Annotated in this window: 26 protein-coding genes and 1 pseudogene; 20 read left to right on the top strand and 7 right to left on the bottom strand. The window is 63.6% G+C overall.

Going from position 1 to position 26297, the window contains the following annotated elements:
* Positions 1–82: 82 nt before the first annotated feature.
* From LHFGNBLO_RS30955 to LHFGNBLO_RS30945, 3 genes are all read left to right on the top strand, one after another.
* On the top strand, positions 83–1057 hold the full coding sequence (locus tag LHFGNBLO_RS30955; RefSeq protein WP_258603682.1) for an L-threonylcarbamoyladenylate synthase: 975 nt from the start codon (positions 83–85) through the stop codon (positions 1055–1057).
* Positions 1058–1066: 9 nt separating this feature from the next.
* Positions 1067–2497: an FAD-binding oxidoreductase gene (locus LHFGNBLO_RS30950; protein ID WP_258603680.1), complete on the top strand. Its 1431-nt coding sequence runs from the start codon at positions 1067–1069 to the stop codon at positions 2495–2497.
* A 185-nt stretch (positions 2498–2682) separates the two neighbouring features.
* Positions 2683–3249, top strand: a complete 567-nt coding sequence (locus LHFGNBLO_RS30945) for a DUF6101 family protein (RefSeq protein ID WP_258603678.1) — start codon at positions 2683–2685, stop codon at positions 3247–3249.
* Positions 3250–3293: 44 nt separating this feature from the next.
* On the opposite strand, the gene ubiA is transcribed toward LHFGNBLO_RS30945, so the two are convergent.
* Both ubiA and LHFGNBLO_RS30935 read right to left on the bottom strand, forming a co-directional pair.
* Complete coding sequence (ubiA, locus tag LHFGNBLO_RS30940; protein WP_258609978.1) at positions 3294–4277, bottom strand: 4-hydroxybenzoate octaprenyltransferase; 984 nt, start codon at positions 4275–4277, stop codon at positions 3294–3296.
* Positions 4278–4340: 63 nt separating this feature from the next.
* The gene (locus tag LHFGNBLO_RS30935; protein ID WP_258603677.1) at positions 4341–5252 is read right to left on the bottom strand and encodes a LysR family transcriptional regulator; all 912 of its coding nucleotides are present in this window, start codon (positions 5250–5252) and stop codon (positions 4341–4343) included.
* 91 nt (positions 5253–5343) lie between these two features.
* Between LHFGNBLO_RS30935 and LHFGNBLO_RS30930 the strand changes: the two genes are divergently transcribed.
* Positions 5344–6138: a phytanoyl-CoA dioxygenase family protein gene (locus tag LHFGNBLO_RS30930; protein WP_258603676.1), complete on the top strand. Its 795-nt coding sequence runs from the start codon at positions 5344–5346 to the stop codon at positions 6136–6138.
* A gap of 143 nt (positions 6139–6281) precedes the next feature.
* Positions 6282–7559 carry a phosphoribosylamine--glycine ligase gene (gene purD / locus LHFGNBLO_RS30925; protein ID WP_258603674.1) on the top strand — a complete coding sequence of 426 codons (1278 nt, stop codon included), beginning with the start codon at positions 6282–6284 and terminating at the stop codon, positions 7557–7559.
* 115 nt (positions 7560–7674) lie between these two features.
* Here the strand turns inward: purD and LHFGNBLO_RS30920 are convergent, their stop codons facing one another.
* Both LHFGNBLO_RS30920 and LHFGNBLO_RS30915 read right to left on the bottom strand, forming a co-directional pair.
* Positions 7675–8853, bottom strand: coding sequence for a glycoside hydrolase family 25 protein (locus LHFGNBLO_RS30920; RefSeq protein ID WP_258603672.1), 1179 nt, complete (start codon positions 8851–8853; stop codon positions 7675–7677).
* A 132-nt stretch (positions 8854–8985) separates the two neighbouring features.
* Entirely contained in the window at positions 8986–9210 is a 225-nt protein-coding gene (locus tag LHFGNBLO_RS30915; protein ID WP_258603670.1) for a hypothetical protein, read from the bottom strand.
* Positions 9211–9411: 201 nt separating this feature from the next.
* On the opposite strand from LHFGNBLO_RS30915, the gene LHFGNBLO_RS30910 reads away from it, so the two are divergent.
* Positions 9412–11181 (top strand): acyl-CoA dehydrogenase family protein, encoded by a 1770-nt coding sequence (locus LHFGNBLO_RS30910; RefSeq protein ID WP_258603669.1) that lies wholly within the window; start codon positions 9412–9414, stop codon positions 11179–11181.
* Positions 11182–11232: 51 nt separating this feature from the next.
* Positions 11233–11985: a crotonase/enoyl-CoA hydratase family protein gene (locus LHFGNBLO_RS30905; RefSeq protein ID WP_258603667.1), complete on the top strand. Its 753-nt coding sequence runs from the start codon at positions 11233–11235 to the stop codon at positions 11983–11985.
* A 29-nt stretch (positions 11986–12014) separates the two neighbouring features.
* Here the strand turns inward: LHFGNBLO_RS30905 and pdxH are convergent, their stop codons facing one another.
* Entirely contained in the window at positions 12015–12644 is a 630-nt protein-coding gene (pdxH, locus tag LHFGNBLO_RS30900; protein WP_258603665.1) for a pyridoxamine 5'-phosphate oxidase, read from the bottom strand.
* 29 nt (positions 12645–12673) lie between these two features.
* On the opposite strand from pdxH, the gene LHFGNBLO_RS30895 reads away from it, so the two are divergent.
* From LHFGNBLO_RS30895 to LHFGNBLO_RS30880, 4 genes are all read left to right on the top strand, one after another.
* On the top strand, positions 12674–13135 hold the full coding sequence (locus tag LHFGNBLO_RS30895; protein ID WP_258603662.1) for an RT0821/Lpp0805 family surface protein: 462 nt from the start codon (positions 12674–12676) through the stop codon (positions 13133–13135).
* A 99-nt stretch (positions 13136–13234) separates the two neighbouring features.
* Positions 13235–14167: a J domain-containing protein gene (locus LHFGNBLO_RS30890; RefSeq protein WP_258603661.1), complete on the top strand. Its 933-nt coding sequence runs from the start codon at positions 13235–13237 to the stop codon at positions 14165–14167.
* Positions 14168–14273: 106 nt separating this feature from the next.
* On the top strand, positions 14274–15092 hold the full coding sequence (fabI, locus tag LHFGNBLO_RS30885; RefSeq protein WP_258603659.1) for an enoyl-ACP reductase FabI: 819 nt from the start codon (positions 14274–14276) through the stop codon (positions 15090–15092).
* 54 nt (positions 15093–15146) lie between these two features.
* Positions 15147–15734: a histidine phosphatase family protein gene (locus tag LHFGNBLO_RS30880; protein WP_258603657.1), complete on the top strand. Its 588-nt coding sequence runs from the start codon at positions 15147–15149 to the stop codon at positions 15732–15734.
* Positions 15735–15795: 61 nt separating this feature from the next.
* Here the strand turns inward: LHFGNBLO_RS30880 and LHFGNBLO_RS30875 are convergent, their stop codons facing one another.
* Positions 15796–16050 (bottom strand): DUF1344 domain-containing protein, encoded by a 255-nt coding sequence (locus LHFGNBLO_RS30875; RefSeq protein WP_258609976.1) that lies wholly within the window; start codon positions 16048–16050, stop codon positions 15796–15798.
* Positions 16051–16331: 281 nt separating this feature from the next.
* Here LHFGNBLO_RS30875 and aroC point away from each other — a divergent pair, with 281 nt between their 5' ends.
* Both aroC and ribB read left to right on the top strand, forming a co-directional pair.
* Positions 16332–17441, top strand: a complete 1110-nt coding sequence (gene aroC / locus LHFGNBLO_RS30870; protein ID WP_258603656.1) for a chorismate synthase — start codon at positions 16332–16334, stop codon at positions 17439–17441.
* Between the two features lie 114 nt (positions 17442–17555).
* Positions 17556–18656: a 3,4-dihydroxy-2-butanone-4-phosphate synthase gene (gene ribB, locus LHFGNBLO_RS30865; RefSeq protein WP_258603655.1), complete on the top strand. Its 1101-nt coding sequence runs from the start codon at positions 17556–17558 to the stop codon at positions 18654–18656.
* 62 nt (positions 18657–18718) lie between these two features.
* Here ribB and LHFGNBLO_RS30860 read toward each other — a convergent pair whose 3' ends face one another.
* A complete protein-coding gene (locus tag LHFGNBLO_RS30860; RefSeq protein WP_258603653.1) occupies positions 18719–19942 on the bottom strand; it encodes an MFS transporter in 1224 nt (407 codons plus the stop codon).
* Between the two features lie 119 nt (positions 19943–20061).
* Here LHFGNBLO_RS30860 and LHFGNBLO_RS30855 point away from each other — a divergent pair, with 119 nt between their 5' ends.
* From LHFGNBLO_RS30855 to dxs, 7 genes and pseudogenes are all read left to right on the top strand, one after another.
* Entirely contained in the window at positions 20062–20649 is a 588-nt protein-coding gene (locus LHFGNBLO_RS30855; RefSeq protein WP_258603652.1) for a TetR/AcrR family transcriptional regulator, read from the top strand.
* Positions 20650–20747: 98 nt separating this feature from the next.
* Positions 20748–21731 (top strand): hypothetical protein, encoded by a 984-nt coding sequence (locus tag LHFGNBLO_RS30850; protein ID WP_258603651.1) that lies wholly within the window; start codon positions 20748–20750, stop codon positions 21729–21731.
* A gap of 82 nt (positions 21732–21813) precedes the next feature.
* Positions 21814–22739 (top strand): annotated as a pseudogene (locus LHFGNBLO_RS30845) (histone deacetylase family protein).
* Between the two features lie 3 nt (positions 22740–22742).
* Complete coding sequence (locus LHFGNBLO_RS30840; protein WP_258603650.1) at positions 22743–22994, top strand: exodeoxyribonuclease VII small subunit; 252 nt, start codon at positions 22743–22745, stop codon at positions 22992–22994.
* 45 nt (positions 22995–23039) lie between these two features.
* Positions 23040–23306: a DUF2277 domain-containing protein gene (locus LHFGNBLO_RS30835; RefSeq protein WP_258603649.1), complete on the top strand. Its 267-nt coding sequence runs from the start codon at positions 23040–23042 to the stop codon at positions 23304–23306.
* 9 nt (positions 23307–23315) lie between these two features.
* Complete coding sequence (locus LHFGNBLO_RS30830) at positions 23316–24236, top strand: pirin family protein (protein WP_258603648.1); 921 nt, start codon at positions 23316–23318, stop codon at positions 24234–24236.
* 106 nt (positions 24237–24342) lie between these two features.
* Complete coding sequence (gene dxs / locus LHFGNBLO_RS30825) at positions 24343–26256, top strand: 1-deoxy-D-xylulose-5-phosphate synthase (RefSeq protein ID WP_258603646.1); 1914 nt, start codon at positions 24343–24345, stop codon at positions 26254–26256.
* Positions 26257–26297: the final 41 nt, after the last annotated feature.

Raw genomic sequence — 26297 nt, 5'->3', positions numbered from 1 at the left:
AGGGATTGATAATTCGCCAACGCCCGGACTTGCCCCGTGAACCTCACCGTACTACGCACCCAGCATCTATGAGGTGATGAGAGTGGCTGAGATTGTTGCCGTCGGCGAGGCGATGGAGCGGGCACTGGCGCTGCTTGAAGGTGGTGACGTCGTCGCCATCCCGACGGAAACCGTCTACGGGCTGGCTGGCGATGCAACCAATGGCGTCGGCGTGGCCCGCATTTTCGAGGCCAAGGGCCGCCCGCACTTCAACCCGCTGATCGCCCATGTCGCCGATCTGGCGATGGCCGAACGCATTGCGCTGTTCGATCCCCTGTCGAAACGGCTGGCGCAAGCATTCTGGCCGGGGCCGCTGACGCTGGTGCTGCCGCAGCGGCCGGGTAGCGGCATTCATCCGTTGGTCACCGCCGGTCTGGATACGATCGCGCTGCGCATGCCCAGGGGATTTGGCGGCGACCTGATCGCCAGGCTTGGCCGGCCGCTGGCGGCACCCAGCGCCAATTCCTCTGGAAAGATCAGCGCCACGACGGCTGAGGCAGTGGCCGCCGATCTCGGTGCCAGGATCAGGCTGGTGGTCGATGGCGGCGCAACGCCGGTCGGACTGGAATCGACCATTGTCAAGGTCGAAGGCGAAACGGTGCGGCTGCTGCGGCCCGGCGGCATTGCCGCCGAGGAGATCGAGGCCGCGGTCGGCATGAAGCTGCTGCGCGGCGCGGCAGCGGGCATCGAGGCACCCGGTATGCTCGCCTCGCACTATGCGCCGGGTGCCGCGGTGCGGCTCAATGCCGGGAGAATCGCCAAGGGCGAAGCCCTGTTGGCCTTCGGCGGCCGCCGTGCCGAAGGCTGGCAAGGCGCTGCCGTCCTGCGCAACCTGTCTCAGACCGGCGACCTGCGTGAGGCGGCGGCCAATCTCTTCGCCCATTTGCAGGACCTCGACCGCAGCGGCGTGACAACCATTGCCGTCGAACCAATCCCGTTCGACGGGCTGGGTGAAGCGATCAACGACCGGCTTTCGCGGGCTGCTGCCCCTCGTGACAAGATTGCATCCGAGACATAGCTTTCACCCATGACCGATATTTCCAGAGACCTCGCCCCCGCCCTCGTCGACCGCTTCGCAGCCATCGTCGGCAACAAATATGCGCTCCGCGACCAGCAGGATATCGCGCCCTACCTCACCGAGCGGCGCGGGCTGTGGCATGGCCGAACGCCGCTGGTGCTGAGGCCCGGCAGCGTCGACGAGGTCAGCCGCATCATGCGGCTGGCGACCGAGACGGGAACGCCAATCGTGCCGCAAAGCGGCAACACCGGTCTGGTCGGCGCGCAGGTGCCTGACACATCCGGCCGCGAGATCGTGCTGTCGCTGTCGCGGCTCAATCGCATCCGCGAGATCGACGTCCTGTCCAATACGGTGACCGTCGAGGCCGGCGTCATCCTGCAGACGCTGCAGGAAGCGGCCGATGCCGCCGACCGGCTGTTTCCACTGTCGCTTGCCGCACAAGGGTCCTGCCAGATTGGTGGCAACCTCTCTTCCAATGCTGGCGGCACCGGCGTGCTCGCCTATGGCAATGCGCGCGAACTCTGCCTCGGCGTCGAGGTGGTGCTGCCGACCGGCGAGGTGTTCGACGATCTGCGCAAATTGAAGAAGGACAACACCGGCTACGATTTGAAGAACCTGTTCGTCGGCGCCGAGGGCACGCTCGGCATCATCACCGCCGCGGTGCTCAAGCTTTTCCCGAAGCCCAAGGGACGCGAGGTGGCCTTTGCCGGCCTGTCGTCGCCGGAAGCGGCGCTGTCCCTGTTCAGCCTTGCCATGGATCGCGCCGGCGCAGCGCTGACCGCTTTCGAGCTGATTGGCCGCAGACCCTATGACTTCACGCTTCTGCACGCGCAAGGCGTTACCAGGCCGCTCGCCGAGGACTGGCCGTGGTACGTGCTGATGCAGGTTTCCTCCGGCCGCTCGGCCGAGGATGCCAATGGGTTGATCGAGGATGTGCTGTCAGCCGGTCTCGAACAGGGCATCGTCGGCGATGCGGTGATCGCGGCAAGCCTTTCCCAGGGCGACGCCTTCTGGAATTTCCGCGAGGTGCTGCCCGAAGCACAGAAGCCGGAAGGCGCCTCGATCAAGCACGACATCTCGGTGCCGGTAGCGTCCATCCCGCAGTTCATCGAAAAGGCAGCGGACGCCGTTGCCTCGGTCAGTCCCGGCGCGCGCGTGGTCTGCTTTGGCCACATGGGCGACGGCAACCTCCACTATAACATTTCCCGGCCGGTCGACGGCGATGACGAGGCGTTTCTCGGCCTCTATCACGCCATGAACAAGGCCGTGCACGATGTCGTGCGCTCCCTTCAAGGTTCGATCTCGGCCGAGCACGGCATCGGCCAGTTGAAGCGCGACGAACTGATCGCGACGGCGCCGCCGATGGCGATCGATCTGATGCGCAGGGTGAAGGCGGCTTTCGATCCGGCCGGGATCATGAATCCCGGTAAGGTTATCTGATCCTTTCAAGATCTTGTGCCTGGTCGCATTCCGATAACCATCCCCTGAGATCAGCAAAATTTAACTGACTTTCTTAAGCGCGGCGGTAAGAAGCCCGCGCTAATATTCTCCACACAACGAGGCAGGAAAAACCGGCCCGGAGAGAACCGCAAAAACGGCTCTCAGGAGATACAGGAAGGCATTAAATGAACACCGGACTGAAGCCAGTCTGGGCGGGACGCAACATGCGCCTCGACCCATTCCGCCTGCCGCAAGTGGTGACCTATGCCACGCGCGACGACTATGGCGACGTTACCTTCACCATCGACCAGCGTGGCGCCGTCATCCGCCGCACGCTCGAGATGAGCGGCGTGCCGGCGATCATCGCTCTGCCCGCTAACGCGTTTCGCGGCGTCGCCGCCCGCGCGATGGAGGACCCGGATGGCAATGTCACAGTGACCCTTGAGCTTCTGCACAACGACCCGATGCTGTCGGTGCCGTTGCTGGTGGCCGACGATCTCGACGATGTCGCCGCCGACTGGCGCGCCTGGGCCGATGCCTATCGTCTGCAGATGTTGCTGATCGAAGCCGACGGCATTGCCCGCACGCTGGAGGAATCGCTCGGCGCCGCCATCAAGGCGCTGCCGGCCAAGGATCGCCGCAAGGGCCGCGCTTCGACCACGCGCCGTCCGCGTTTCCTCGCCCGCCGCCGCGCCGGCGACCTCGGCCTCCGGCTGGTCGTCGACGGCCACGAGATCATTTCGCGCGAGTAGGCTGAGCACTCTCCCTTCTCCAACAAGGGAGAAGGAAAAAGCCGCTACACCAGCGGCTTCACCGCCACCCACAGCGCGCCGCCGATCAGGCCGAGGAAGATCAGCCAGCCGACCTGGTTGTTCGATTTGAACAGCCGCAGGCACTGGTCCGGATCGTCGATATCCAGCCTTGCTATCTGCCGCGCCATATGGGCGCCGGCGGCGACCAGACCCGCCAGCGCCGGCGCTGGCGCCTGCGCCGAGGCGAAGGCGATGGCAAAGCAGATCAGCGCCCCGCCATAGAGCCCGACGAGCCAGGCCTTGGTGTTGTCGCCGAACAGGCGCGCGGTCGAGCGCACGCCGACGATGGCGTCGTCTTCCTTGTCCTGATGCGCATAGATCGTGTCGTAACCGATCACCCACAGGATCGAGCCGATATAGAGCATGATGGCGGGGCCATCGAGATCGCCGAACTCCACCGCCCATCCCATCAACGCACCCCAGGAAAAGGCGAGGCCGAGCACGAACTGCGGCCAGTTGGTGAACCGCTTCATGAACGGATAGATGGCGACGATGACGAGCGAACAGATGCCGAGCGGGATGGCGAAGCTGTTGAACTGCAACAGCACCACCAAGCCGACCAGGGCCTGGATGACGAGGAACACCCAGGCCTGCCGGCGCGTGACCTTTCCAGCCGGCAGCGGCCGTGAGCGCGTGCGCTCGACCTGGTTGTCGATGTCTTCGTCGACCAGGTCGTTGTAGGTGCAGCCGGCGCCGCGCATGGCGATGGCGCCGATCAGGAACAGCAGGAGATACCATGGCGCCGGCAGCAGCGAGAGCAGCGGGTCACTGGGTCGGGGATAGGCACTTGCGGCAAGAGCTGCCGACCACCAGCAGGGCCACAACAGCAACTGCCAGCCGATCGGCCGGTCCCATCGGGCAAGCTGAGCATAGGGCCACAGCCGGCGCGGCAGAACGCGGTAGACCCAGTGGCCGCTCGGCGCGTCGGCGACACGGCCCTGGGCTGCTTTCGATTGCACGGTTTCCATCGTGCTGGAGTGGCAGCAGCGGCGAAAGCCGTCAAGCGTCAAACCAACCCACTTGCGCCCATATTATGCAGTGAAAACGTCGTGGGCGGAGAACCAATCCTTCGCCACGTCGATGAAGGCCAGCGCCGCATTCGACAGACGTTGGCGCGTGTCATGGGTGAGAATGATCCGCTGCATGGGAAGCCGATCGGAGAGCGGTTTGCAGATCAGCGGCAGGCCGTCATAGCTGCGGTCGCCATGCGGCCTGGTGTAGCTGACCGCGACGCCGAAGCCATTGGCGACCATGCTGCGTTGCAGCTCGAACGAACTTGTCCTGGAGTCAGCCACCGGTGAAAGGCCGCGGCTGCGAAACAGGTCGAGCATATGCTGCCAGCTGTGCGGCTGGTCGGTGGTGATCAGCGGATAGGCCGCCATGTCTGCCAGGCTGACCGCAGGCCGATCTGCCAGCGCATGGCCGGCCGGCAGCAGCGCATGCGGCCGCAGCTCATGCAGCAGGACACGGGCGAAATGCGTCGGCAGGCCGAGATCGTAGGTGAGGCCGAGATCGATGGCGCCGTCGCTCAACCGCCGCCCCAGCGTCTCCAACGTCTCGTCGCCAACGACGATCTCGACGCCCGGGCAGCGCTCCGAGAAGGCGCGGATGAGAGCCGGCGCGAAATAGGGCGCGAGATCCTCGAAACATCCAAGCACCAGCTCACCGGCGACAGCCGCGTCTCGCGATCCGAGCCCCGCCAGTTCGTCCGCCTCGGCCAGAACCTGTTTCGCCTTCGCCACCGCGACACGCCCGAACGATGTCAGCGAAATGCCGCTGCCGCGCTGGCGCACGAACAGCTTCTGGCCGAAAGTCTTCTCGACATTGTCTATGGCCACGGAGATCGATGGCTGCGAGACGTTCAGCGTTCTGGCTGCCGCGGTGACGCTGCCGTGACGGGCGACGGCGACCAGATATCGCAATTGTGCGAGGGTCAAGTTCATAGTCTGTTTCTATGTGATGCATGGAAAGTTATTATTTTACCTGATGTAAGGTGCCTGCGATAGTCGGTTATTCCTTTGGAGAAATAACCCGATGGCTGCCCACCAGATCGACGCCGAGACAATTGCCGACTATCAGCGTGACGGGGCGGTTTGCATCCGCGGCGCCTTCAAGGGCTGGGTCGACACGATCGCCGCCGGCATCGAGCGCAACATCCAGAATCGCAGCGCCACCGCGTCGGACATTGCCAATGGCCGTGGCAGTTTCTTCGACGACTATTGCAACTGGGAGCGCATCCCCGAATTCGCGAGAGTGGTGCGGGAGTCGCCGGCAGCCGAACTGGCGGCGGCGGTGATGCAGTCGCGCACCGCGCAGTTCTTTCACGATCACGTGCTGGTCAAGGAGCCCGGTACCCAGAAGCCGACGCCCTGGCATCAGGACATCCCCTATTACTTTGTCGACGGGAAGCAGACCGTGAGCTTCTGGATTCCGATCGATCCGGTGAAGGAGGCGACGTTGCGGGTGATCGCCGGCTCGCACAAATGGGACAAGATGATCCTGCCGGTGCGTTGGCTCGACGACAGCAATTTCTATGCCGGCGAAGGCGACTATCTGCCGGTGCCCGATCCCGACAACGATCCGACCATGAAGGTCCTCGAATGGGAGATGGAACCGGGCGACGCCATACTGTTCGACTTCAGGACGGCGCATGGCGCGCGCGGCAATTTGACAGCGGCACGGCGCCGAGCCCTGTCGCTACGCTGGGTCGGCGACGATGCGCGCTATGTCGAACGTCCCGGCCGCACCTCTCCGCCCTATCCCGGCCACGACATGAAGCCGGGGCAGAAATTGCGCGAGGACTGGTTCCCGGTTGTCTTCCAGAGCTGATCGCAGCCGGCAAGTTTGCGCGTCGGCGACGTTGATGCCCAACGTTCCCGTGCGCAATTGGTCTCAGGGCTCCCAAATGTCTTGACCCGTCGCCCGGGGCGCAATAGCGCAGTCCGTGTCTTGGAACGGCAAGGGATGTTGGCATGCGCGTTTTGTTGATCGGCTCCGGCGGCCGCGAACATGCCCTGGCCTGGAAGATCGCCGCGTCGCCGCTGTTGACGAAGCTTTATGCCGCACCGGGCAATCCGGGCATTGGCCGCGAAGCCGAACTGGTGACGCTCGACATTGCCGACCATGCCGCCGTTGCCGCTTTCTGCAAGGACAAGGCAATCGACCTTGTCGTGGTCGGACCGGAAGGGCCGCTGGTCGCCGGCATCGCCGACGACCTCCGCGCCCAAAACATTCGCGTCTTCGGTCCGTCCAAAGCAGCGGCGCGGCTGGAAGGCTCTAAGGGTTTCACCAAGGACCTCTGCGCGAAATACCATATTCCGACCGCCTCCTATGGCCGCTTCGGCGATCTGGCGTCGGCCAGGGCCTATGTCGAGAAAATGGGCGCGCCGATCGTCATCAAGGCCGATGGTCTGGCCGCTGGCAAGGGCGTCACCGTCGCCATGGCGCTGGACGAGGCGCTGGCCGCACTCGACGCCTGTTTCGACGGCTCCTTCGGAGCAGCTGGAGCGGAAGTGGTGGTCGAGGAGTTTCTGACCGGCGAGGAAGCAAGCTTCTTCTGCCTCTGCGACGGTGTTACCGCGCTGCCCTTCGGCACGGCGCAGGACCATAAGCGCGTCGGCGACGGCGATACCGGCCCCAACACCGGCGGCATGGGCGCCTATTCGCCGGCGCCGGTGATGACGCCGGCCATGATCGAGCGCACCATGCGCGAGATCATCGAGCCGACCATGCGCGGCATGGCTGAAACAGGTGCACCGTTTTCCGGCGTGCTGTTTGCCGGGCTGATGATATCGGACCAGGGTCCAAAACTGATCGAATACAACACCCGGTTCGGCGACCCGGAATGCCAGGTGCTGATGATGCGGTTGAAGGACGATCTCCTTGTCCTGCTCAACGCCTCCGCCGATGGTCAGCTCGCGCATACCTCAGTGCGCTGGCGCGACGAGGCAGCACTCACCGTGGTGATGGCGGCCAGAGGCTATCCCGGCGCACCGGAAAAGGGCTCGGTCATTCGCGGCGTCGAAGAGGCAGCAACTGAAGGCGTCGAGATCTTTCATGCCGGCACGGCGATCAACAGCGGCGCGCTGGTCGCCAATGGCGGCCGCGTGCTCAACGTGACGGCATCAGGCGCCACGGTCGGCGAGGCGCAGAGACGAGCCTATGCCGCACTCGACCGGATTGACTGGCCGGACGGATTCTGCCGCCGCGACATCGGCTGGCAGGCGATCGCACGCGAAAAGGCCAGCTGAATCTCGACACGCTTCTAGAGCATGATCCCGAAAAGTGGCATCCGGTTTTCGGAAAAGATCATGCTCAAACAAAGAGATAGAGCCCCATCCCGATTCCATCGGGATGGAACAGGCTCTAGAATGGGCGAGACAGGCCTTTGCCGCTGGTGCGGTCGAGTTCGGTCGAAGCCGTACTGACCGGGTCGGCCGCTGCGGTGAAGGCTTCGAGCTGAGCGGTTGAACGCTGCTCTGTCCGCCTCCAGGCGACATACTCGGCAATGCCGAAGCGTGGCCGCCGCGGCACCGTCTTCACCACCGGCATGCTGAAGCCGTTACGGAATTTGGCCCAGCGTGCGCCCAGCACCGCGACCATTTCCTCGAAGGTCGGCGGCGTTGCCACGGTGGCGTAGGTGATGGTGACATTGCCGGCGAGGCCGGCCTCGCGCGAAACCGGAAGCGGTATCGAGGCGAGGTAGTCCGCCGGCACGTCGATCAAACCGCCGAACGGCCATTGGGCGCGCAGTTCTGCGGCTGCCATCGGCGCGACATTGACGTCGATGTCGTTGGGCGTGCCCGCGACCCGGTAGGGGCAGCGGAACCGGCCGCAATTGGCTTGCGCCGAGAACTGCCAGAGCGCGTAGCCTTGCCAGTTTCCCATTGGAAAATGCACGTCGATGTCAGGCTTGTAGCGCGCGTACCAGAGCGGTAGCCGCGACAGCAGCCGGTATTTGTAGCGGTTGTCGGCGATGTGCCGGGCGGTCGTGCCGTTGGTGTAGAGCACTGGGAAGCGGCCGAGGCGCCGATGCACCTGGCGCACGAACTCCTCGGCGTCCTCCAGCGACATCCATTGCGCCGGATCATTGTCCTCGATGTCGAGGGCAAGCAGGTCATCCGGCGCGGGTTCGGCGAAATCGATGAAATTGTTGGCCTGCGCGACCGGATTGCCGGGGCGGGCAAGATGATAGGCGCCCCATTTCAGGCCGAGCGCCTTGGCCACCACCTTGCGCGTCTGGAACAGCTCACGCGTCACCGCATGACGCTTCCACAGCGTCTTGCAGAGCCGCACCTCGGTTTCGTCGCCGAAACAGAAATAGGGCGGCGGCAGTCCGTCGGAGGCCTTGTTGATGAAGCCGACGATACGCTTGTCGGTGGCGAGTTCCGCCCAGTCGATGGAATTGTATTCATAGGCGTCGATGACCAGCGCGCGGTCGGCATTCTTCCAAGGCTCGGAGAAATCCGAGGCCTTTGCCGCCGGTGTCAGCGCCATCGCCGCCGCGAGAGCGAGCGCTGAGCGGCGGATAAGGTGCGCCGGCATTTTCAAACAGGGAATCCCCGCTGACCAAACACCGATGGTGAACGGCTATGGTTAAGGAATGCTTTTTGCAGTTCAGCTGCCGATGCTGTGAACAGTTGGGTATTTCGGCGTGTGACGGTCGTCACCGGCGCATCAGCGGCGGATTTCGAACGGATCGGGCGCCGGCTCTTGCGGCAGCGTTCCTTCGGCCGCACGCTTGCGGTGGTGGGCCAGCGAGCATTGCGGCGAGCACAATATGCCGCGATCCGACCAGTAGGCGGCGCCGTTCTCCAGCTTGCCCTGATGGTACCAGAACCCTGTGGCCCGATAGGGCAGGCCGCATTCGATGCAGCGATAGGCGTCGGGTCTGGCGAGCATGGGCGTTCCGCTATTTCTGGTCTGCCACCGGTCGATTTGATCCGGCGTCAATCGAATCTAGTTCGCGCCGGCGCGATTGCAAAATCCGCGTGACAAAGTTTGACGTTTACGTAAAAAGAAGATGGGAGATCGCCCAAAGGCGGATGGTTTTGCGCCGGCGCGGATCATAGGATCGGCCCGCCAGACTAGGGAGAGAGCGGTATGTATCGGGCACCGGTCGAGGACATCGCCTTCACGCTGAAACACGTCGCCGGCCTCAAGCCAGCGCTCGATGCCGGCACGTTCGGCGATCTCGGCGAAGACCTTGTCGACGCCATCCTGGCCGAAGCCGGCCGCTTTGCCAGCGAGGAAGTGGCACCGCTCTACAAGATCGGCGACGAGCACGGTGCGGTGCTGAAGGATGCCTCCGTCACCACGCCGCCCGGCTGGAAGGCGCTTTATCGCCGCTGGATCGACGGCGGCTGGAACGCGCTGTCCGGACCGGAGGAGTATGGCGGCCAGGCGTTGCCAACCATGCTCGGCGTCGCGACGCTCGAAATGTGGAATTCCGCCGCAATGGCGTTCGGCATCGGCCCGACGCTGACCATGGGCGCGGTCGAAGCGCTCGACAAGCATGCCTCACAGGAGCTCAAGGCCAAGTATCTCGAAAAGCTCGTCTCCGGGGAATGGATGGGCACGATGAACCTGACCGAGCCGCAGGCCGGATCTGACCTTGCCGCCTTGCGCGCCCGCGCCGAGCCGGCCGGCGACGGCACCTACCGCATCTTCGGGCAGAAGATATTCATCACCTATGGCGAGCATGATTTCACCGACAACATCATCCATCTGGTGCTGGCGCGGCTGCCTGATGCGCCGGCCGGCACGCGCGGCCTTTCGCTGTTCCTGGTGCCGAAATTCCTGGTTGGCGACGATGGCGCGCTCGGCGCCCGCAACGACGTATTCTGCTCCGGCCTCGAGCACAAGCTGGGCATCCATGCATCGCCCACCTGCACCATGATCTATGGCGACGGCTTCGAGGGTGCTGCACCAGGAGCGGTCGGCTGGCTGATCGGTGAGGAGAACAAGGGCCTCGCCTGCATGTTCACCATGATGAACAATGCCCGGCTTTGCGTCGGCATGCAGGGCGTCGCAGTCGCGGAAGCCGCGACGCAAAAGGCGATCGCCTATGCCAACGACCGCCGGCAAGGCAAAGCCGCAACTTACAACGGCGTCGGCATGGCGCCGATCGTCCATCACCCGGACGTGCAGCGCACGCTTCTGACCATGAAAGCTCTCACGCAGATTGCCCGGGCCATCAGCTATTCCTGCGCCCATGCCATCGACAGCGCGCGCGTGTCCGCCGGCGACGAGGCGACGCACTGGCGCGACCGCGCCAATCTGTTGACGCCGCTGGCCAAAGCCTTTTCCACCGATGTCGGCGTCGAAGTCGCCTCGCTCGGGCTCCAGGTGCATGGCGGCATGGGCTTCATCGAAGAGACGGGTGCGGCGGCGCTTTATCGCGATGCCCGCATCGCGCCGATCTACGAAGGCACCAACGGCATCCAGGCGATCGATCTGGTGGCGCGCAAATTGCCGCTCGGCGGCGGCGAGCACGTCCACGGCTACATCGGGGAATTGGCGGCGGTCGCCAATGCTGTGCGAACCTCGAACCTTGAGGGTTTTGGCCGTACTGCGGACAGCCTCGATCAGGCGCTCGACGATCTGACGCAAGCGACGCGCTTCCTGCAGGAATTGCTGGCCGACGGTCGCTCCGACGGGGCACTGGCCGGCGCCACGCCGTATCTGCGGCTGATTTCGCTTGCCGCCGGCGGCGCCTATCTGGCGCGCGGTGCGCTCGCCGACCAAAACCGCATCGCCCTTTGCCGCTTCTTCGCCGAAAACCTGCTTGGCGAGGCGGGTGCATTGAAGGAGCGCGTCATCGGCGGCGCCGACAGCCTTGCCGTTGCCGGCAAGACGCTGATTTCTGCCTGACGTTCACAAGGCTCGAGCTTTTACAAACGCGTTTTTACAAAAGGAATGCCCGTGACTGACCATATCCTCGTCGAGCGCCAGGGCGCCATCCAGATCATCCGCATGAACCGACCGGACAAGAAAAACGCCCTGACGCGCGCCATGTACGCGACAATGTCGGCCGCCCTCGCTGAGGGCGACACTGATCCGGCCATCCGCGTCCATGTCTTCCTCGGCGTTCCCGGCGCCTTCTCCTCCGGCAACGACCTTGCCGATTTCATGGTGATCGCCACCGGTGGCGAGGGCGGCACCGAGGTCTGGGATTTCCTGATGGCGCTGGCCAAGGTGGAAAAGCCTGTGGTCTCCGGCGTTGACGGCATCGCGGTCGGCATCGGCACCACGCTCAACTTGCATTGCGACCTGACCTTCGCCACGCCACGCACGATGTTCCGCACGCCTTTCGTCGACCTTGGCCTGGTGCCCGAGGCGGGGTCGAGCCTGCTCGCCCCGCAGGTGCTGGGACGGCAAGGCGCCTTCGCGCTGCTTGCCCTTGGCGAGGGTTTTTCAGCCGAGCGGGCGAAGGCAGCCGGATTGATCTACGAGGTGGTAGAGGAGGACGCGCTCGAAGCCTCGGTGCTGGCTGCGGCCGGCCAGATCGCGGCCAAGCCGCCGCAGGCGCTGAAGATCGCCCGTGACCTGATGCGTGGCTCGCGCGAGGATCTCGTCGCCCGTATCGGGCAGGAGAGCGCCCATTTCCGCGAGCGCCTGAAATCCGACGAAGCCCGCGCTGCCCTGACGGCGTTCATGACCAGGAAGAAGGGCTGAGCCTCTCTCTTAGGGAAAAGCTGCGTCTCCTACGGATAAAGCCGCTCCTTGTCCCAGCCGCCTTTTGCGTCGCGGCTGAAGACGAGGCGGTCGTGCAGCCGGAACGGCCGGTCGTGCCAGAACTCTATCGTCTGTGGCACGATGCGAAAACCCGACCAGTGCTTTGGCCGTGGAATCTCACCGATCGGATAGCGCGCCGTGTATTCGGCAACGGCCTTTTCCAGCGCAAAGCGGCTTTCCAGCGGCCGCGACTGTTTCGAGGCCCAGGCGCCGATGCGGCTGCCGCGCGGACGCGTCGCATAATAGGCGTCGGCTTCGGCATCGCTGACGATCTCCACCGGCCCGCGCACCCGCACCTGCCGGCGCAGCGATTTCCAGTGGAAACACATCGCAGCCTTCATGCTGCCAAGAATCTCGCGGCCCTTGGCGCTCTCGAAATTCGTGTAGAAGACAAACCCACCTTCATCGAACCCCTTGAGCAGCACCATCCGCACATCCGGCATGCCGTCGGCATCGACCGTCGCCAGCGCCACGCCGTTGGCATCGTTGATCTCGCTCTTGGTCGCGTCGTCGAGCCATGCGGCAAAGAGCCGGAACGGCTCTGCAGCCTCGGTAAAGTCACCACTTGTTAACTCTGTGTCACTCATAGTTTTTCTCAAATTGTCACGGTGCTGGGGGAGATTGCCGATTGTCGCGTATCGCGCAAGCTTTTGACAGCAGGCAATGGGGCGTTATCGCTTCGGCCAGTGCCAGGGCTGCGATCGTGGCGGCCGCCTTGCCGCTTGCGGCTTGCGGGGCAGGCGGCTTCAGCCTGGAGAAGGCCGAGGTCGACCGTTCGATCCTCACCTCAACAGCACCTGATCCGACCGCACCGCTCGATCAGGATCGCGCCTCCGACCAGACCACGATCCGCAACGCCGTGTCTTCCGCCGACATCGAGCAACTTGCCGGGCAGGCTGTGCCCTGGGCGAACTCCGGCACCGGTTCGCGCGGTTCCATCACCGAACTGGTGGAACTCAAGGACAATGGCCAGACGTGCCGCCGCTTCACCGCCTCGCGCGAAAGCTTCGACGGCGTCGCTCTGTTCAAGGGTGAAGTCTGCCTGGCCGGCGCCGGCGCCTGGCGCGTGCAGGACTTCAAGGCGCTCTGATTTTCCGCCTTCCATATGATGGCCCACCACTGGAATTTCTTCCTATGCGAGCGCATATAGGGAGCAACTACAGACTCACTCCTTCTGCAGGCAGGAAGCATGCGCGACCCCTATGAGGTGCTGGGCGTTGCCAAGAACGCATCGGCCAAGGACATAAAATCGGCGTACCGCAAACTCGCCAAGAAGCATCATCCGGACCAAAATCCGAATGATCCCAAGGCGAAGGACCGTTTTGCCGCCGCCAATCAGGCTTACGAGATCGTCGGCGACGAGAAGAACCGCGCGGCTTTCGATCGCGGCGAGATCGACGGCGACGGCAAGCCGCGTTTCCAGGGCTTTGAGGGTGCCGCCGGCGGTGGCGGCGATCCCTTCGCCGGCTTTCGCCGTCAGCAAGGCGCGGGCGGCTCGCGATTCGAGTTCCGCTCGGGCCGTCCGGGCGGCGATCCGTTCGACGGCAACAGCGATATCTTCAGCCAGATCTTTGGCGATGCCTTCTCCGGGCAGCGCGGCGCCGGCACGGGCGATCGCCGTCAGGCGCCGGTCGGCGCCGACCTCAATGTGACGCTTGACGTCACCATCGAGGAAGCGGCAACCGCGGAGAAGGTGACGGCGATCTTCCCTGACGGCCGCAAGGTTGCGGTCAAGCTGCCGGCCTATGTCGAGGACGGCCAGACCATCCGGCTGAAGGGGCAAGGCGAGCAAGGGCCGGGGCAGCCGGGCGATGCTCTGGTCAAGATTCACATCCGCCGCCATCCGCGCTACCGCATCGAGGGCCGCGACCTGCATGCCGATCTGCCGGTGCCTCTGGCGGATGCGGTGCTGGGCGCCAAGGTGCCGGTCGAGACGCCGACCGGCAAGCTTGCGGTCAACGTTCCCGCCTGGTCGAGCTCCGACAAGGTTTTGCGGCTGAAGGGCAGGGGTTTGCCGGAAAAAGCCGGCGGTCACGGCGATCTCTACGCCCATGTGCGGCTGATGCTGCCGGAGGGCGGCGACAGCGAACTCGAAGCGCTGATGCGCAGCCGAAAAGGCTGACGCGACCGTTTTGTCCCCCGAACTGTCCGTTCTGAACGCTTGAAGGGGCTCTGTGCCTGTGCGATAGGCTCTCCCCAAAGCAGAAAATCTTGCGGAGAGCGCTCACATGGCGGGTGGACAGGGCATTATGGCCGGCAAGCGCGGGCTTATCCTTGGCGTCGCGAATAACAGGTCGATCGCCTATGGCATCGCCAAAGCCTGCGTCGACCATGGTGCCGAGATCGCGCTGACCTATCAGGGCGAGGCGTTCAAGAAGCGCGTCGAGCCGCTAGCGGCGGAACTGGGCGCCTATGTCGCCGGCCATTGCGACGTGACCGATCCGGCGAGCCTCGATGAGGTTTTCGGCAATGTCGCCAAGCACTGGGGCAAGCTCGATTTCCTCGTCCACGCCATCGCCTTTTCCGACAAGGACGAACTGACCGGCCGTTATGTCGAGACGACCCGCGACAATTTCCTGCGCACCATGGACATTTCGGTCTATTCCTTCACCACCATCGCCAAACGCGCCGAGACGCTGATGACCGATGGCGGCTCGCTGCTGACGCTGACCTACTACGGTGCGGAAAAAGTGATGCCGCACTACAACGTCATGGGTGTTGCCAAGGCGGCGCTGGAAGCCAGCGTGCGCTACCTGGCCGTCGACCTCGGCGGAAAAAAGATTCGCGTCAACGCCATCTCCGCCGGGCCGATCAAGACGCTTGCCGCATCCGGCATCGGCGACTTCCGCTACATCCTGAAGTGGAACGAATACAATTCGCCGCTGAAGCAGACGGTCACCCAGGAGGAGGTCGGCGATTCCGGCGTCTATTTCCTGTCCGACCTGTCACGTGGCGTCACTGGCGAAATCCACCATGTCGATTCCGGCTACCATGTCGTCGGCATGAAGGCGGTCGACGCGCCGGACATTTCGACCGTCAAGGAATAAACCCGCGAATACCACCGCTCGCCCGCCTGCCACGACGTTTCCCCGGAAGACCTGATGTATCCGCTCGTCTACATCGTGCGCCACGGCCAGACGCAGTGGAACGCTGACTTCCGGCTGCAAGGGCAGGCCGATACAGACATAAACGCGCTCGGCCGCGAGCAGGCGACTAAAAATGGCCGCCATCTGGCTGAATTTGTCCACAACCCCGAAGATTTCGACTTTGTCGCCAGCCCGATGCGCCGCACGCGCGAGACGATGGAGCGCATCCGTGCGGCGATGAAGCTCGATCCGCATGCCTATCGCACCGATCCGCGCCTGGTCGAAGTGAACTTTGGCGACTGGCAGGGCTTCACCTTTGCCGAACTCGAGACGCACAATCCCGGCTCGACCACGGCGCGCGGCTTCGACAAATGGAATTTCCAACCGCCGGGCGAAGGCGCCGAGAGCTACCAGATGCTGCTCGAACGAATAAAGCCGTGGCTCGATGCGCTCGACCGCCAGACGGTCTGCGTCACCCATGGCGGCGTCATGCGGACCCTGTTTCGTCTGGTGGAAGGTGTTTCCGAAAACAAGGCAGCGAGCCTGAACGTGCCGCACGATCGCGTGCTCAGGCTAAAGGACGGACACCTGGAGTGGCTTTAGACCATGATCCCGAACTTGAGTTCGGGAAAGATGGCGGTTGAACCAGAAGAGCCGGAGGATCTTACTCGGTATCCGGCAGTTCCATGTCGGTGACGACGTTCTCGCCATTCGTCACGTCATAGGCGATCACGATATCCATGCCCGGCTTCAGCGCATCGAGATCGGTTTCGGCGTTCAGCTTATAGGACTTGCCATCTTCCAGCGTCAGCGTCAGCGCGTCCTTGTCGACGTTTTTGATCAGGCCTTCGGTCTGACCGGCGAAAGCGGCGGTGGAAATCAGCAACGCGGCGGCAACAGCGCCAATCAGGGTACGCATCATCGTCCTCTTTTTCATTGCGCCGCATGGCGGCGGGTGTTCAACGGGCGGATGGAACAGAGCAGAAACCAACCGAATGTGTCAAAACTAAAACCGCCAGATCACAGTTTGACCCCTGTGGAAAACGCCAATAGAAGGCAGACTACAGCGTCGCGCGTCCTCGCGGACACGCAAAGGACGCTGTAGCACTTTTGATTTTGCGCATGATCCTTTCCGAAAATCGCTCCGATTTTAGGGGTCATGCGCCAAGCCGGCTCCAGTGCCGGGCAGGGCTGGGTTCCATGTCTCACAACACGTTCGGCCATCTTTTCCGTGTCACCACCTGGGGCGAAAGCCATGGCGCCGCGCTCGGCTGCGTCGTCGACGGCTGTCCGCCCGGCATCCGCTTCACGCGCGAAGAAATCCAGGCCGATCTCGACAAGCGGCGCCCGGGCCAGTCACGTTTCGTCACCCAGCGTCGCGAGCCCGACGAGGTCAAGATCCTGTCCGGCTTCATCCTCGACGAGGATGGCGAGACCATGATCACCACCGGCACGCCGGTGTCGATGCAAATCGAGAATGTCGACCAGCGCTCCAAGGACTATGGCGAGATCGCCCGCCAGTACCGGCCGGGCCATGCCGACTATACCTACGAAGCCAAATACGGCCTGCGTGACTATCGCGGCGGCGGCCGTTCTTCGGCCCGCGAAACGGCGGCGCGGGTTGCGGCGGGCGCGCTCGCTCGCAAGGTCGTGCCGGGCATGGTGGTGCGTGGCGCGCTGGTATCGATGGGGGTGAAACAAATAGATCGCGCCAACTGGAACTGGAATTTCATCGGCGATGCCGAAAACCCGTTCTTCACCCCCGATCCAGCCTCGGTCGCCGTGTTCACCAAGTATCTCGACGGCATCCGCAAGGCGGGCTCCTCGGTCGGCGCGGTCATCGAGATCGTCGCTGACGGCGTTCCAGCCGGCCTCGGCGCGCCGATCTATGCCAAGCTCGACCAGGACATCGCTTCCGGCCTGATGTCGATCAACGCCGTCAAGGGCGTCGAGATCGGCAATGGTTTTGAGGCGGCCCGCATCACCGGCGAAGAGAATGCCGACGAGATGCGCATGGGCAATGACGGCAAACCGGTCTTCCTGTCCAACAATGCCGGCGGCATCCTCGGCGGCATCTCAACCGGGCAGGCGATCGTCGCCCGCTTCGCCGTCAAGCCGACGTCTTCTATTCTGACCCCACGCAGATCGATCGACAAGGACGGCAACGACGTCGAGATCATGACCAAGGGCCGCCACGATCCATGCGTCGGCATCCGTGCCGTGCCGATCGGCGAGGCGATGGTTGCCTGCGCCATTGCCGATCATTATCTGCGTCATCGGGGACAGACGGGGAAGGGAGTAGGGCAGTAGGGCAGTAGGGCAGTAGGTAACGCAGCCCACCTAAACAGCCAATTTTTTCCTTTTCCCTACTGCCGTACTGCCCTATTCCCCTACTCCCTTCTTCCGCGAGCAAAGCGAGCGTCCATGCCTTACGACCAGAAGAAAATCGTCGAAGCCCTGCGCGCTTTCGAACGCGGCGAGATCGTCGTCGTCATGGACGATGACGGGCGCGAGAACGAGGGCGACCTGATCGTTGCGGCCGTCCACTGCACGCCCGAAAAGATGGCGTTCATCGTCCGCAACACATCCGGCATCGTCTGCACGCCGATGCCGCGCGAGGAAGCCAAGCGCCTGAACCTGTCGCCGATGGTCGCCGACAATGATTCGGCTCACACCACCGCCTTCACCGTCAGCGTCGATTTCAAGCACGGCACCACGACCGGCATTTCGGCCGACGACCGCACGTTGACCGTGCGCAACCTCGCCAACGGCAATGTCGGCGCCTCCGATTTCGTCCGCCCCGGCCACATCTTTCCGCTGATTGCGCGCGAAGGCGGTGTGTTGATGCGTTCTGGCCATACCGAAGCCGCGGTCGACCTTTGCAAGCTCGCCGGCCTGCCGCCGGTCGGCGTCATTTCCGAGCTGGTCAATGACGACGGCACCGTCATGCGCGGCCCGCAAGTGCAGGCCTTCGCCGAAAAGCACAGCCTTAAGCAGATTTCGGTCGCCGATCTCATCGCCTACCGCCAGCGCAAGGAAACGTTGGTCGAGCGCGTCGCCCGTTCGGACATCGAAACCCCCGGTGGCAAGGCACAGGTCTTCACCTACACGCTGCCCTGGGATTCCATGCACCATGTGGCGATCGTCTTCGGCGACATCCGCGACGGCGAGGATGTGCCGGTGCGGCTGCATTCCGAGGATGTGGTGAGCGACGTGTTCGGCACCAGTCATCGGCTGGACGCCGTCATGAAATCGATGGGCGAGCGCAAGCGCGGCGTCATCGTCTATTTGCGCGAGGGCTCCGTCGGCGTCGCCCATCAGGAGCGCAAGCGGCCCGCTCCTACCGATCGCGAAGATCATGAAGAGGCGCGCCGCCGTGAAAACGAATGGCGCGAGATCGGGCTGGGCGCGCAGATCCTCAAGGATCTCGGGATTTCCTCGATCAACCTGATCGCCTCGCGCGAACGCCACTATGTCGGCCTCGAAGGTTTCGGCATCCACATCGCCAAGACCGAGATTCTCTAGGCACCCCGATCCAATCGTCAAAACGATACGTCCGGCCCCAACCGGGACCGGACGTATCGAAATTATTCCGCGGGAATCGCGGCGGCTTCGCATGCGGCCATGTTGCAATCCGGCGTCTCAAGGCTGCGGAAGCCGAGCAACACGGTGGTCAGCGCGGCCACGCCGGACGCCACTGAAACCCAGAACCCGTTCTGAGCGCCGAACGCGTCTACCGCCGCGCCGGCGGCGAAGGAGCCTAGCGCCATGCCGATGCCAATTCCTGTCGATACCCAGGTGATGCCCTCGGTCAGCATCGCCGGCGGCACGTGCCGCTCGATCAGGCCGAATGCCGTGATGAAGGTCGGCGAGATCGCCAGCCCGCTGACGAAGACGGCCAGCGCCAGCAGCGGCAACGTGTCGGCGACGAGCAGCGGCAGCGTGGAGAGCGCGATGATGGCGATCGCGATGGCAAGCTGAAATTGCAGCGGCGCTTTCAGGCGGAGCGCACCGACGATGATGCCGACGACGAACGATCCCAGCGCGTAGACGCCGATGACGAGGCTGGCGGCGCCCGGCTGGCCAAGCTCCTTGGTGATCGCCACGGTGCTCACTTCCGTGGTCGCGAAGGTCGCGCCGATGAAGATCAGGGCGAAGGTGATGATCTGAACCGGCCGCAGGCGGATTGCCGAGCCGCGCGAACCATGGCTCACCGGTCGCACTCGCGGCTCGGTCGAACGCTGCGCGATGAAGGCCAGCGAGCCGAAGGCGAGGAACAGTGTGCTCGCCAGCATGCCCGCTTCCGGGAACAGGGCGACACTCAACCCCACTGATAGCGAGGCCCCGGCGACATAGACCAGTTCGTCCGCCACCGACTCGAAGGCGAACGCGGTGTTCATCTCGGGGCGATCGCGGAAGATCTCGGTCCAGCGCGCGCGCACCATTGCGGGGATGCTGGGCATGGCAGCGGCCAGCAGCGCCGACACGAACAGCGTCCATATCGGCCAATGCTGGTTGGCCGCCGCAATCAGGATCACAAAAGCGAGCACGGAAAGGACCGTGGTGGGCACGACGATCCGCGTCTGGCCAAGACGGTCCACCAGCCTTGATACCTGCGGCGCGACGAAAGCGTTGGCCAGCGCGTATGTTGCCGAGACGGCGCCAGCCAGCCAGTATTCGCCGTGCGTCTGCGACAGCATCGCGACGATCCCGATCGGAGCCATGGCGATCGGCAGCCGGGCGACAAAGCCGGCTGCGGCGAAGCCTATGGCTCCCCGTGCCTTGAAGATTTCGCGATAGGGGTTGGACATGGAAAGCTCCTGGATTTTTGCGGCGAAGCCACTTATATACGTGGCGTATGTTTATTGAATAATGGCATACGAGGCGTATGTCAATAAATATACGCGACGTATGTGAATGGAGAAAGAGAATGGCGCACAGGCCGCGCAAGGAGATGATCGCCGAGACACGTGCCAAGCTGGTCGCCGCAGCGCGCCGTGCCTTTGGCGCCGTCGGCTATGCGGAGGCCTCAATGGATGATTTCACCGCGTCGGCTGGGCTGACGCGCGGCGCGCTCTATCATCACTTCGGCGATAAGAAGGGCCTGCTGCAGGCGGTCATCGCCGAAATTGACGCTGAAATGTTCGCCAGGCTGAAAGTCGTTTCAACCAGGGCGGACACTCCCTGGCGCGGCTTTGTCGATGAATGCACGGCCTATATCGAGATGGCCCTGGAGCCGGAAATCCAGCGCATCGTGCTTCGCGATGGCCCGGCGGTGCTTGGCGATCCCTCACAATGGCCGAGCCAGAGTGAATGCATACGCTCCATGACCGAGAATCTTGGGAAATTGAGGGATGAGGGCACCATCGTTGCTGTCGATGCCGAAGCCGCTGCCCGGGTGATCAGCGGCGCCTCGCTGCATGCAGCCCAGTGGATCGCAAATTCGGACGATCCCGAAGCCACGTCGAAGAAGGCGGTGAAGGCATTCAACGTGCTTTTGGAAGGTCTGCTGAAATAGGCCGGCAGGCTGTGAGGCAATTCAGTCGATCCGGCCTGAGATTGACAATCGCCAGCCTGAGTTCATCCTCTGCCACCATCTCTGAGGGGAGATTCGGCATGTGGGATTTCGAAATCGGCAAGTCGGTGTCCATCATGGTGCGGACATGGCCCTTCATCGTTTTTCGCATGATCGTCTATTTCGGCATCACGCTGGCCTACATCCTGGCGACCGGCACTGGCGCCAGCGTCGGCTATGGCGTTGGCCACATCTCCACCGATCCCGACGGGCCGCTGTCGTTTGCCCTATGGGGTGGCGTGGTCGGCATCGGCGTCGTTTCGATCGCCGTCTACTGGATCCGCGAATACATCCACTACATCGTCAAGGCCGGCCATATCGCCGTGATGGTCCATCTGCTCGACGGCCGCGACGTTCCCGGCGGCCAGAGCCAGATCGCCTATGCCAGGGAAGTCGTGACCCAGCGTTTTGCCGAGGCCAACATCCTTTTCGCGCTCGACAAACTGGTCAAGGGCGCCATTCGCGCCATCACCGGCCTGATCGGCGGCATTGCCGCGTTCCTGCCGATTCCGGGCTTGGGCGGACTGGTCAGCTTCATCAACACGGTCATCCGCCTGTCGCTGACCTATGTCGACGAGATCATCCTCGGCTACAACATCCGCATCAATTCCGCCTCGCCGTTCGAGACGGCGCGGCAAGGGGTCGTGCTCTACGCCCAGAACGGCAAGACCTTGGTCAAGAACGCCATCTGGTTGGCGGTCATCATGTGGGGCGTGTCGTTTATCATTTTCCTGCTGATGCTGGCCCCGGCCGGCGCCATTCTCTATCTCATGCCTGGGCAGCTCGCGGGCTGGGCCTTTGTGCTCGCCATCGTCTTCGCCTGGGCCTTCAAGGCGGCTTTCATCGAACCTTTCGCCATCGCTTGCCTGATGCAGGTCTATTTCAGGACGATCGAGGGCCAGGTGCCCAATCCCGACTGGGACCGGCGGCTGGCCGAGGCCTCCTCGAAGTTCAGGGAACTCAGGGACAAGGCGCTGGCATCGTTTGGCGGCTCACGCTGGACCCAGCCGGCGCCAAACGCCTAGCACACACCTAAACCCTGTTGAACGTCGCCCTTTCCAAGCGCGAAAACATGGTCAAAGCGACCGGGCGCGCCTATATCGGGACATGGTCACAAAACTCTACACCCACCCAATCTTTCTCGAACACCTGACACCGCCCGGTCATCCGGAGCGTCCCGACCGATTGCGCGCCATCGAGCGCATGCTCGACGACGAGGCTTTTGCGGCGCTCGATCGGGTCAAGGCGCCGGAGGGCGACGAGGCAACCATCCTCTATGCCCACCCGCAGGACTTCGTCGCCCGCGTCCGCGCCGCAATCCCCGAGACCGGCATCGTCTCGATCGACGCCGCACCAGCGCCAGTCCGAAAAGCTGGCAGGCGGCGGTGACGGCAATCGGCGCCGCCAACGCCGCGGTCGATGATGTCTTCGAAGGCCGTGCCGCCAACGCCTTTGTGGCTGCGCGGCCGCCCGGCCACCATGCCGAAAAGACCACCGCCATGGGCTTTTGCCTCTTCAACACCGCTGCGATCGCAGCCCGCTACGCGCAAAGGAAGCATCAGGCCGAGCGCGTCGCCATCGTCGACTGGGATGTGCATCACGGCAACGGGACGCAGGATATTTTCTGGGACGATCCGTCGGTGCTCTATTGTTCGACGCACCAGATGCCGCTTTACCCCGGCACCGGGGCCAAGGGCGAGACCGGCGTCGGCAACATCGTCAACGCGCCGCTGGCGCCGCAGACCGGCTCAGAGGTGTTCCGCGACGCCTTCCTGTCGCGGGTTTTGCCGGCGCTCGACAATTTCGCACCCGACCTGATCATAATTTCCGCCGGGTTCGACGCGCACCATCGCGATCCGCTGGCCGAGATCAACCTGACCGAGGACGATTTTGACTGGGCAACCGGTCAGTTGATCGAGCGCGCTACGCGCCACAGCGGCAATCGGCTCGTCAGCCTGCTCGAGGGTGGCTACGATTTGCAGGGATTGGCATTTTCGGTCGCCGCCCATGTCGGGCGACTGATGAAAGGATAGATCATGGCTGGCGAAGTGAACGAAGACGTCAAGGCGATGAGCTTCGAGCAGGCGCTCGACGCGCTGGAGAAAATCGTCGATGATCTGGAACGCGGCGACGTCCCGCTTGACCAGTCGATCAGGATTTATGAGCGAGGCGAGGCGCTGAAGCTGCATTGCGACCGGCTGCTGAAGGCGGCCGAGGACAAGGTCGAGAAGATCAGGCTGTCGCGTGACGGTAAGCCGGTCGGGACGGAGCCACTCGACGCAGAATAGGTCGTAGAAACGGGCGGGCCGAGAAAGCAGGTAAGGAGTTCAAGCATGTGCAGAAACATCAAGACCCTGTTCAATTTCGATCCGCCGGCAACCCATGACGAGATCCGCGATGCCGCACTTCAATTCGTGCGCAAATTGAGCGGAACGACGCGGCCCTCGCAGCGCAACCAGGCGGCCTTCGACCGTGCCGTCGAGGCGATTGCCGCATCGGCACACGAGCTGCTCCATTCCATGGAAACCAATCATCATCCGCGCAACCGCGAGGAAGTGGCGGCCAAGGCAAAGGCCAAATCGGCACTGCGCTTCGCCTGAGGACATCCGATGAGTTTCTTCCCCGGAAACGACCCGCAGCCTGGTGACGCCTTCGCCAGCGACCAGATCGAGTTGATGGTCATTCCGAACGCCAAGGATATTGGCGGCTTTCAGGTTCGCCGCGCGCTGCCGACGGCCAAGCGCCGTCTGGTCGGCCCGTTCATCTTCTTCGACCGCATGGGCCCGGCCATCCTGCGGGCCGGCCAGGCGCTCGATGTCCGTCCGCATCCACATATCGGCCTGTCGACCGTCACCTATCTGTTCGACGGCAAGATCAGGCATCGCGATTCGCTCGGCACCGAAATGGTGATCCAGCCCGGCGACGTGAATCTGATGACCGCCGGCCGCGGCATCGTCCATTCCGAGCGCACGCCGGAAGAGTTGCGCGGCGCGCCGATGTCGGTCTCCGGCCTGCAGACCTGGCTGGCGCTGCCGAACGGCAAGGAGGAGGTCGACCCGGTCTTCGAGAACACGGCCGCGCTGAGTCTGCCCGAAATCGACGCCGAAGGCGTCAGCGGCCGCGTCGTCATCGGTGCGTTTTCGGGCTTGCGGTCTCCGGTCTCGACCGCCTCGGATACGCTTTACGCCGACCTCAGACTGGCGCCCGGCGCCAGTGTGAAAATCCCCGCCGACGCCGAGGAGCGCGCCATCTATACGCTGGAAGGTGAGGTTACGATCTCCGGCGATCGTTTCCCGGCCGAGCGGCTGCTGGTGTTCAAGCCGGGCGACGAGATCATTGTCTCGTCGGAAGGCGGTGCCCATTTCATGCTGTTCGGCGGCGCCTCGCTCGGCGCGCCACGCTATATCTGGTGGAATTTCGTTTCGTCATCGAAGGAACGCATCGAACAGGCCAAAGAAGAATGGAAGACAGGCCGCTTCGATATCGTTCCTGGAGATGAGGAAGAGTTCATTCCGCTGCCGGACAATTAGAATCGGACCTATCCGCGTCACTGACACGCATTTACATTCGCCGGCCGGCGGCATATTTCGCGCATGAACAACGTATAGACAACAAGCCTGAGCAGGCCCGCCAACAGTGAACGCAACGCTTCATACGCCACTTCTCGACAAGGTCCGCATTCCGGCCGACCTGCGCACGCTTGCCGAAAGCGAGCTGCCGCAGCTGGCATCGGAACTTCGCGCCGAGTTGATCGACGCGGTGTCCCACACCGGTGGACATCTCGGCGCCGGCCTTGGCGTGGTCGAACTCACGGTTGCGCTGCACTATGTCTTCAACACGCCGGATGACCGGCTGATCTGGGATGTCGGCCACCAGGCCTATCCGCACAAGATCCTGACCGGCCGCCGTGACCGCATCCGCACTTTGCGCCAGGAGGGCGGCCTGTCCGGCTTCACCCGCCGCGTCGAGAGCGAATACGATCCGTTCGGCGCCGCACACTCTTCGACCTCCATTTCGGCCGGCCTCGGCATGGCCATGGCGCGCGACCTCTCCGGCGGCCGCAACAATGTCATCGCCGTCATCGGCGATGGTGCGATGTCGGCCGGCATGGCCTATGAGGCGATGAACAATGCCGGCGCACTCGATGCCCGACTGATCGTCATCCTCAACGATAATGACATGTCGATCGCCCCGCCGACCGGCGCGATGAGCGCCTATCTGGCGCGGCTGGCCTCAGGCAAGACCTATCTGGGCTTGCGCGATTTCGGCAAGAAGCTGACCTCCTATCTCGGCAAGCGCGCCGATCGGGCCATCACCCGGGCCGTCGAGCATGCGCGGGGATACGTCACTGGCGGCACGTTGTTCGAGGAGCTTGGCTTCTACCACATCGGTCCGATCGACGGGCACAATCTCGAGCACCTGATCCCGGTTTTGAAGAACGTCCGCGACAATGGCGACGGCCCGGTGCTGATCCATGTCGTGACGCAGAAGGGCAAGGGCTATGGGCCGGCCGAGGCCGCGCCCGACAAATATCACGGCGTCAACAAGTTCGACGTCATCACCGGCGCGCAGGCCAAGGCGCCGGCCAACGCGCCGAGCTATACCAAGGTCTTCGCCGAAAGCCTGCTGCAGGAAGCCCGGGAGGACGACCGCATCGTCGCCGTCACCGCCGCCATGCCGAATGGCACCGGCCTCGATCTCTTCGGCGAGGCGTTCCCGTCGAGGATATTCGATGTCGGCATCGCCGAGCAGCATGCGGTAACCTTCGCCGCCGGTCTCGCCACCGAAGGTTTCAAACCCTTCGCCGCAATCTATTCGACCTTCCTGCAGCGCGCCTATGATCAGGTCGTCCACGACGTCGCAATCCAGAAATTGCCGGTGCGCTTTCCCATCGATCGCGCCGGTTTCGTCGGTGCCGATGGCGCCACCCATTGCGGCGCTTTCGACACGACTTTCCTGGCGACGCTTCCGGGCTTCGTCGTCATGGCGGCGGCCGACGAGGCGGAACTGCGCCACATGGTGCGCACGGCTGCCAGCTATGATGACGGCCCCATCGCCTTCCGCTATCCGCGTGGCAACGGTGTCGGTGTCGACATGCCTGAACGCGGCTCGGTGCTCGAAATCGGCAAGGGCCGTATCATCAGGGAGGGCACCAAGGTTGCGTTGTTGTCCTTCGGCACGCGGCTGCAGGATTGTCTGCTGGCGGCCGAGGAGCTTGGCGCAGCCGGGCTCTCGACGACCGTTGCCGACGCTCGTTTCGCCAAGCCGCTCGACGAGGATCTGATCCGGCGGCTGGCCCGCTCGCACGAGGTGCTGGTGACGGTGGAAGAGGGGGCGGTCGGCGGCTTCGCCAGCCACGTGCTGCAGTTCCTCGCCCATGAAGGGCTGCTGGAAAGCGGCCTGAAAGTGCGCCCGCTTGTGCTGCCCGACGCTTTCACCGATCACGCCAAGCCCGAGAAGATGTATGCCGACGCCGGGCTGGACGCTGCCGGCATCGTGCGCACCGTGTTCGTCGCGCTGGGACATACCGCTCGCGCGCAGCGCGCCTGAATCAAAATCTCAAGCCTCTGAATCGGTTTGTCGGCGGGCGA

Origin of the sequence: Mesorhizobium sp. AR10, from assembly GCF_024746795.1 — a bacterium.
Lineage (GTDB): Bacteria > Pseudomonadota > Alphaproteobacteria > Rhizobiales > Rhizobiaceae > Mesorhizobium.
Note: the sequence above shows the minus strand (reverse complement) of the source record. Positions and strands in the feature narration are given on the sequence as shown.

What these genes read in the sequence shown, in the direction of transcription:
- LHFGNBLO_RS30950 (WP_258603680.1), top strand. Translation starts at nt 1,067, where the DNA reads ATGACCGATATTTCCAGAGACCTCGCCCCCGCCCTCGTCGACCGCTTC.
- LHFGNBLO_RS30945 (WP_258603678.1), top strand. Translation starts at nt 2,683, where the DNA reads ATGAACACCGGACTGAAGCCAGTCTGGGCGGGACGCAACATGCGCCTC.
- ubiA (WP_258609978.1), bottom strand. Translation starts at nt 4,277, where the DNA reads ATGGAAACCGTGCAATCGAAAGCAGCCCAGGGCCGTGTCGCCGACGCG.
- LHFGNBLO_RS30935 (WP_258603677.1), bottom strand. Translation starts at nt 5,252, where the DNA reads ATGAACTTGACCCTCGCACAATTGCGATATCTGGTCGCCGTCGCCCGT.
- LHFGNBLO_RS30930 (WP_258603676.1), top strand. Translation starts at nt 5,344, where the DNA reads ATGGCTGCCCACCAGATCGACGCCGAGACAATTGCCGACTATCAGCGT.
- purD (WP_258603674.1), top strand. Translation starts at nt 6,282, where the DNA reads ATGCGCGTTTTGTTGATCGGCTCCGGCGGCCGCGAACATGCCCTGGCC.
- LHFGNBLO_RS30920 (WP_258603672.1), bottom strand. Translation starts at nt 8,853, where the DNA reads ATGCCGGCGCACCTTATCCGCCGCTCAGCGCTCGCTCTCGCGGCGGCG.
- LHFGNBLO_RS30915 (WP_258603670.1), bottom strand. Translation starts at nt 9,210, where the DNA reads ATGCTCGCCAGACCCGACGCCTATCGCTGCATCGAATGCGGCCTGCCC.
- LHFGNBLO_RS30910 (WP_258603669.1), top strand. Translation starts at nt 9,412, where the DNA reads ATGTATCGGGCACCGGTCGAGGACATCGCCTTCACGCTGAAACACGTC.
- LHFGNBLO_RS30890 (WP_258603661.1), top strand. Translation starts at nt 13,235, where the DNA reads ATGCGCGACCCCTATGAGGTGCTGGGCGTTGCCAAGAACGCATCGGCC.
- fabI (WP_258603659.1), top strand. Translation starts at nt 14,274, where the DNA reads ATGGCGGGTGGACAGGGCATTATGGCCGGCAAGCGCGGGCTTATCCTT.
- LHFGNBLO_RS30880 (WP_258603657.1), top strand. Translation starts at nt 15,147, where the DNA reads ATGTATCCGCTCGTCTACATCGTGCGCCACGGCCAGACGCAGTGGAAC.
- LHFGNBLO_RS30875 (WP_258609976.1), bottom strand. Translation starts at nt 16,050, where the DNA reads ATGCGTACCCTGATTGGCGCTGTTGCCGCCGCGTTGCTGATTTCCACC.
- aroC (WP_258603656.1), top strand. Translation starts at nt 16,332, where the DNA reads ATGTCTCACAACACGTTCGGCCATCTTTTCCGTGTCACCACCTGGGGC.
- ribB (WP_258603655.1), top strand. Translation starts at nt 17,556, where the DNA reads ATGCCTTACGACCAGAAGAAAATCGTCGAAGCCCTGCGCGCTTTCGAA.
- LHFGNBLO_RS30860 (WP_258603653.1), bottom strand. Translation starts at nt 19,942, where the DNA reads ATGTCCAACCCCTATCGCGAAATCTTCAAGGCACGGGGAGCCATAGGC.
- LHFGNBLO_RS30855 (WP_258603652.1), top strand. Translation starts at nt 20,062, where the DNA reads ATGGCGCACAGGCCGCGCAAGGAGATGATCGCCGAGACACGTGCCAAG.
- LHFGNBLO_RS30850 (WP_258603651.1), top strand. Translation starts at nt 20,748, where the DNA reads ATGTGGGATTTCGAAATCGGCAAGTCGGTGTCCATCATGGTGCGGACA.
- LHFGNBLO_RS30840 (WP_258603650.1), top strand. Translation starts at nt 22,743, where the DNA reads ATGGCTGGCGAAGTGAACGAAGACGTCAAGGCGATGAGCTTCGAGCAG.
- LHFGNBLO_RS30835 (WP_258603649.1), top strand. Translation starts at nt 23,040, where the DNA reads ATGTGCAGAAACATCAAGACCCTGTTCAATTTCGATCCGCCGGCAACC.
- LHFGNBLO_RS30830 (WP_258603648.1), top strand. Translation starts at nt 23,316, where the DNA reads ATGAGTTTCTTCCCCGGAAACGACCCGCAGCCTGGTGACGCCTTCGCC.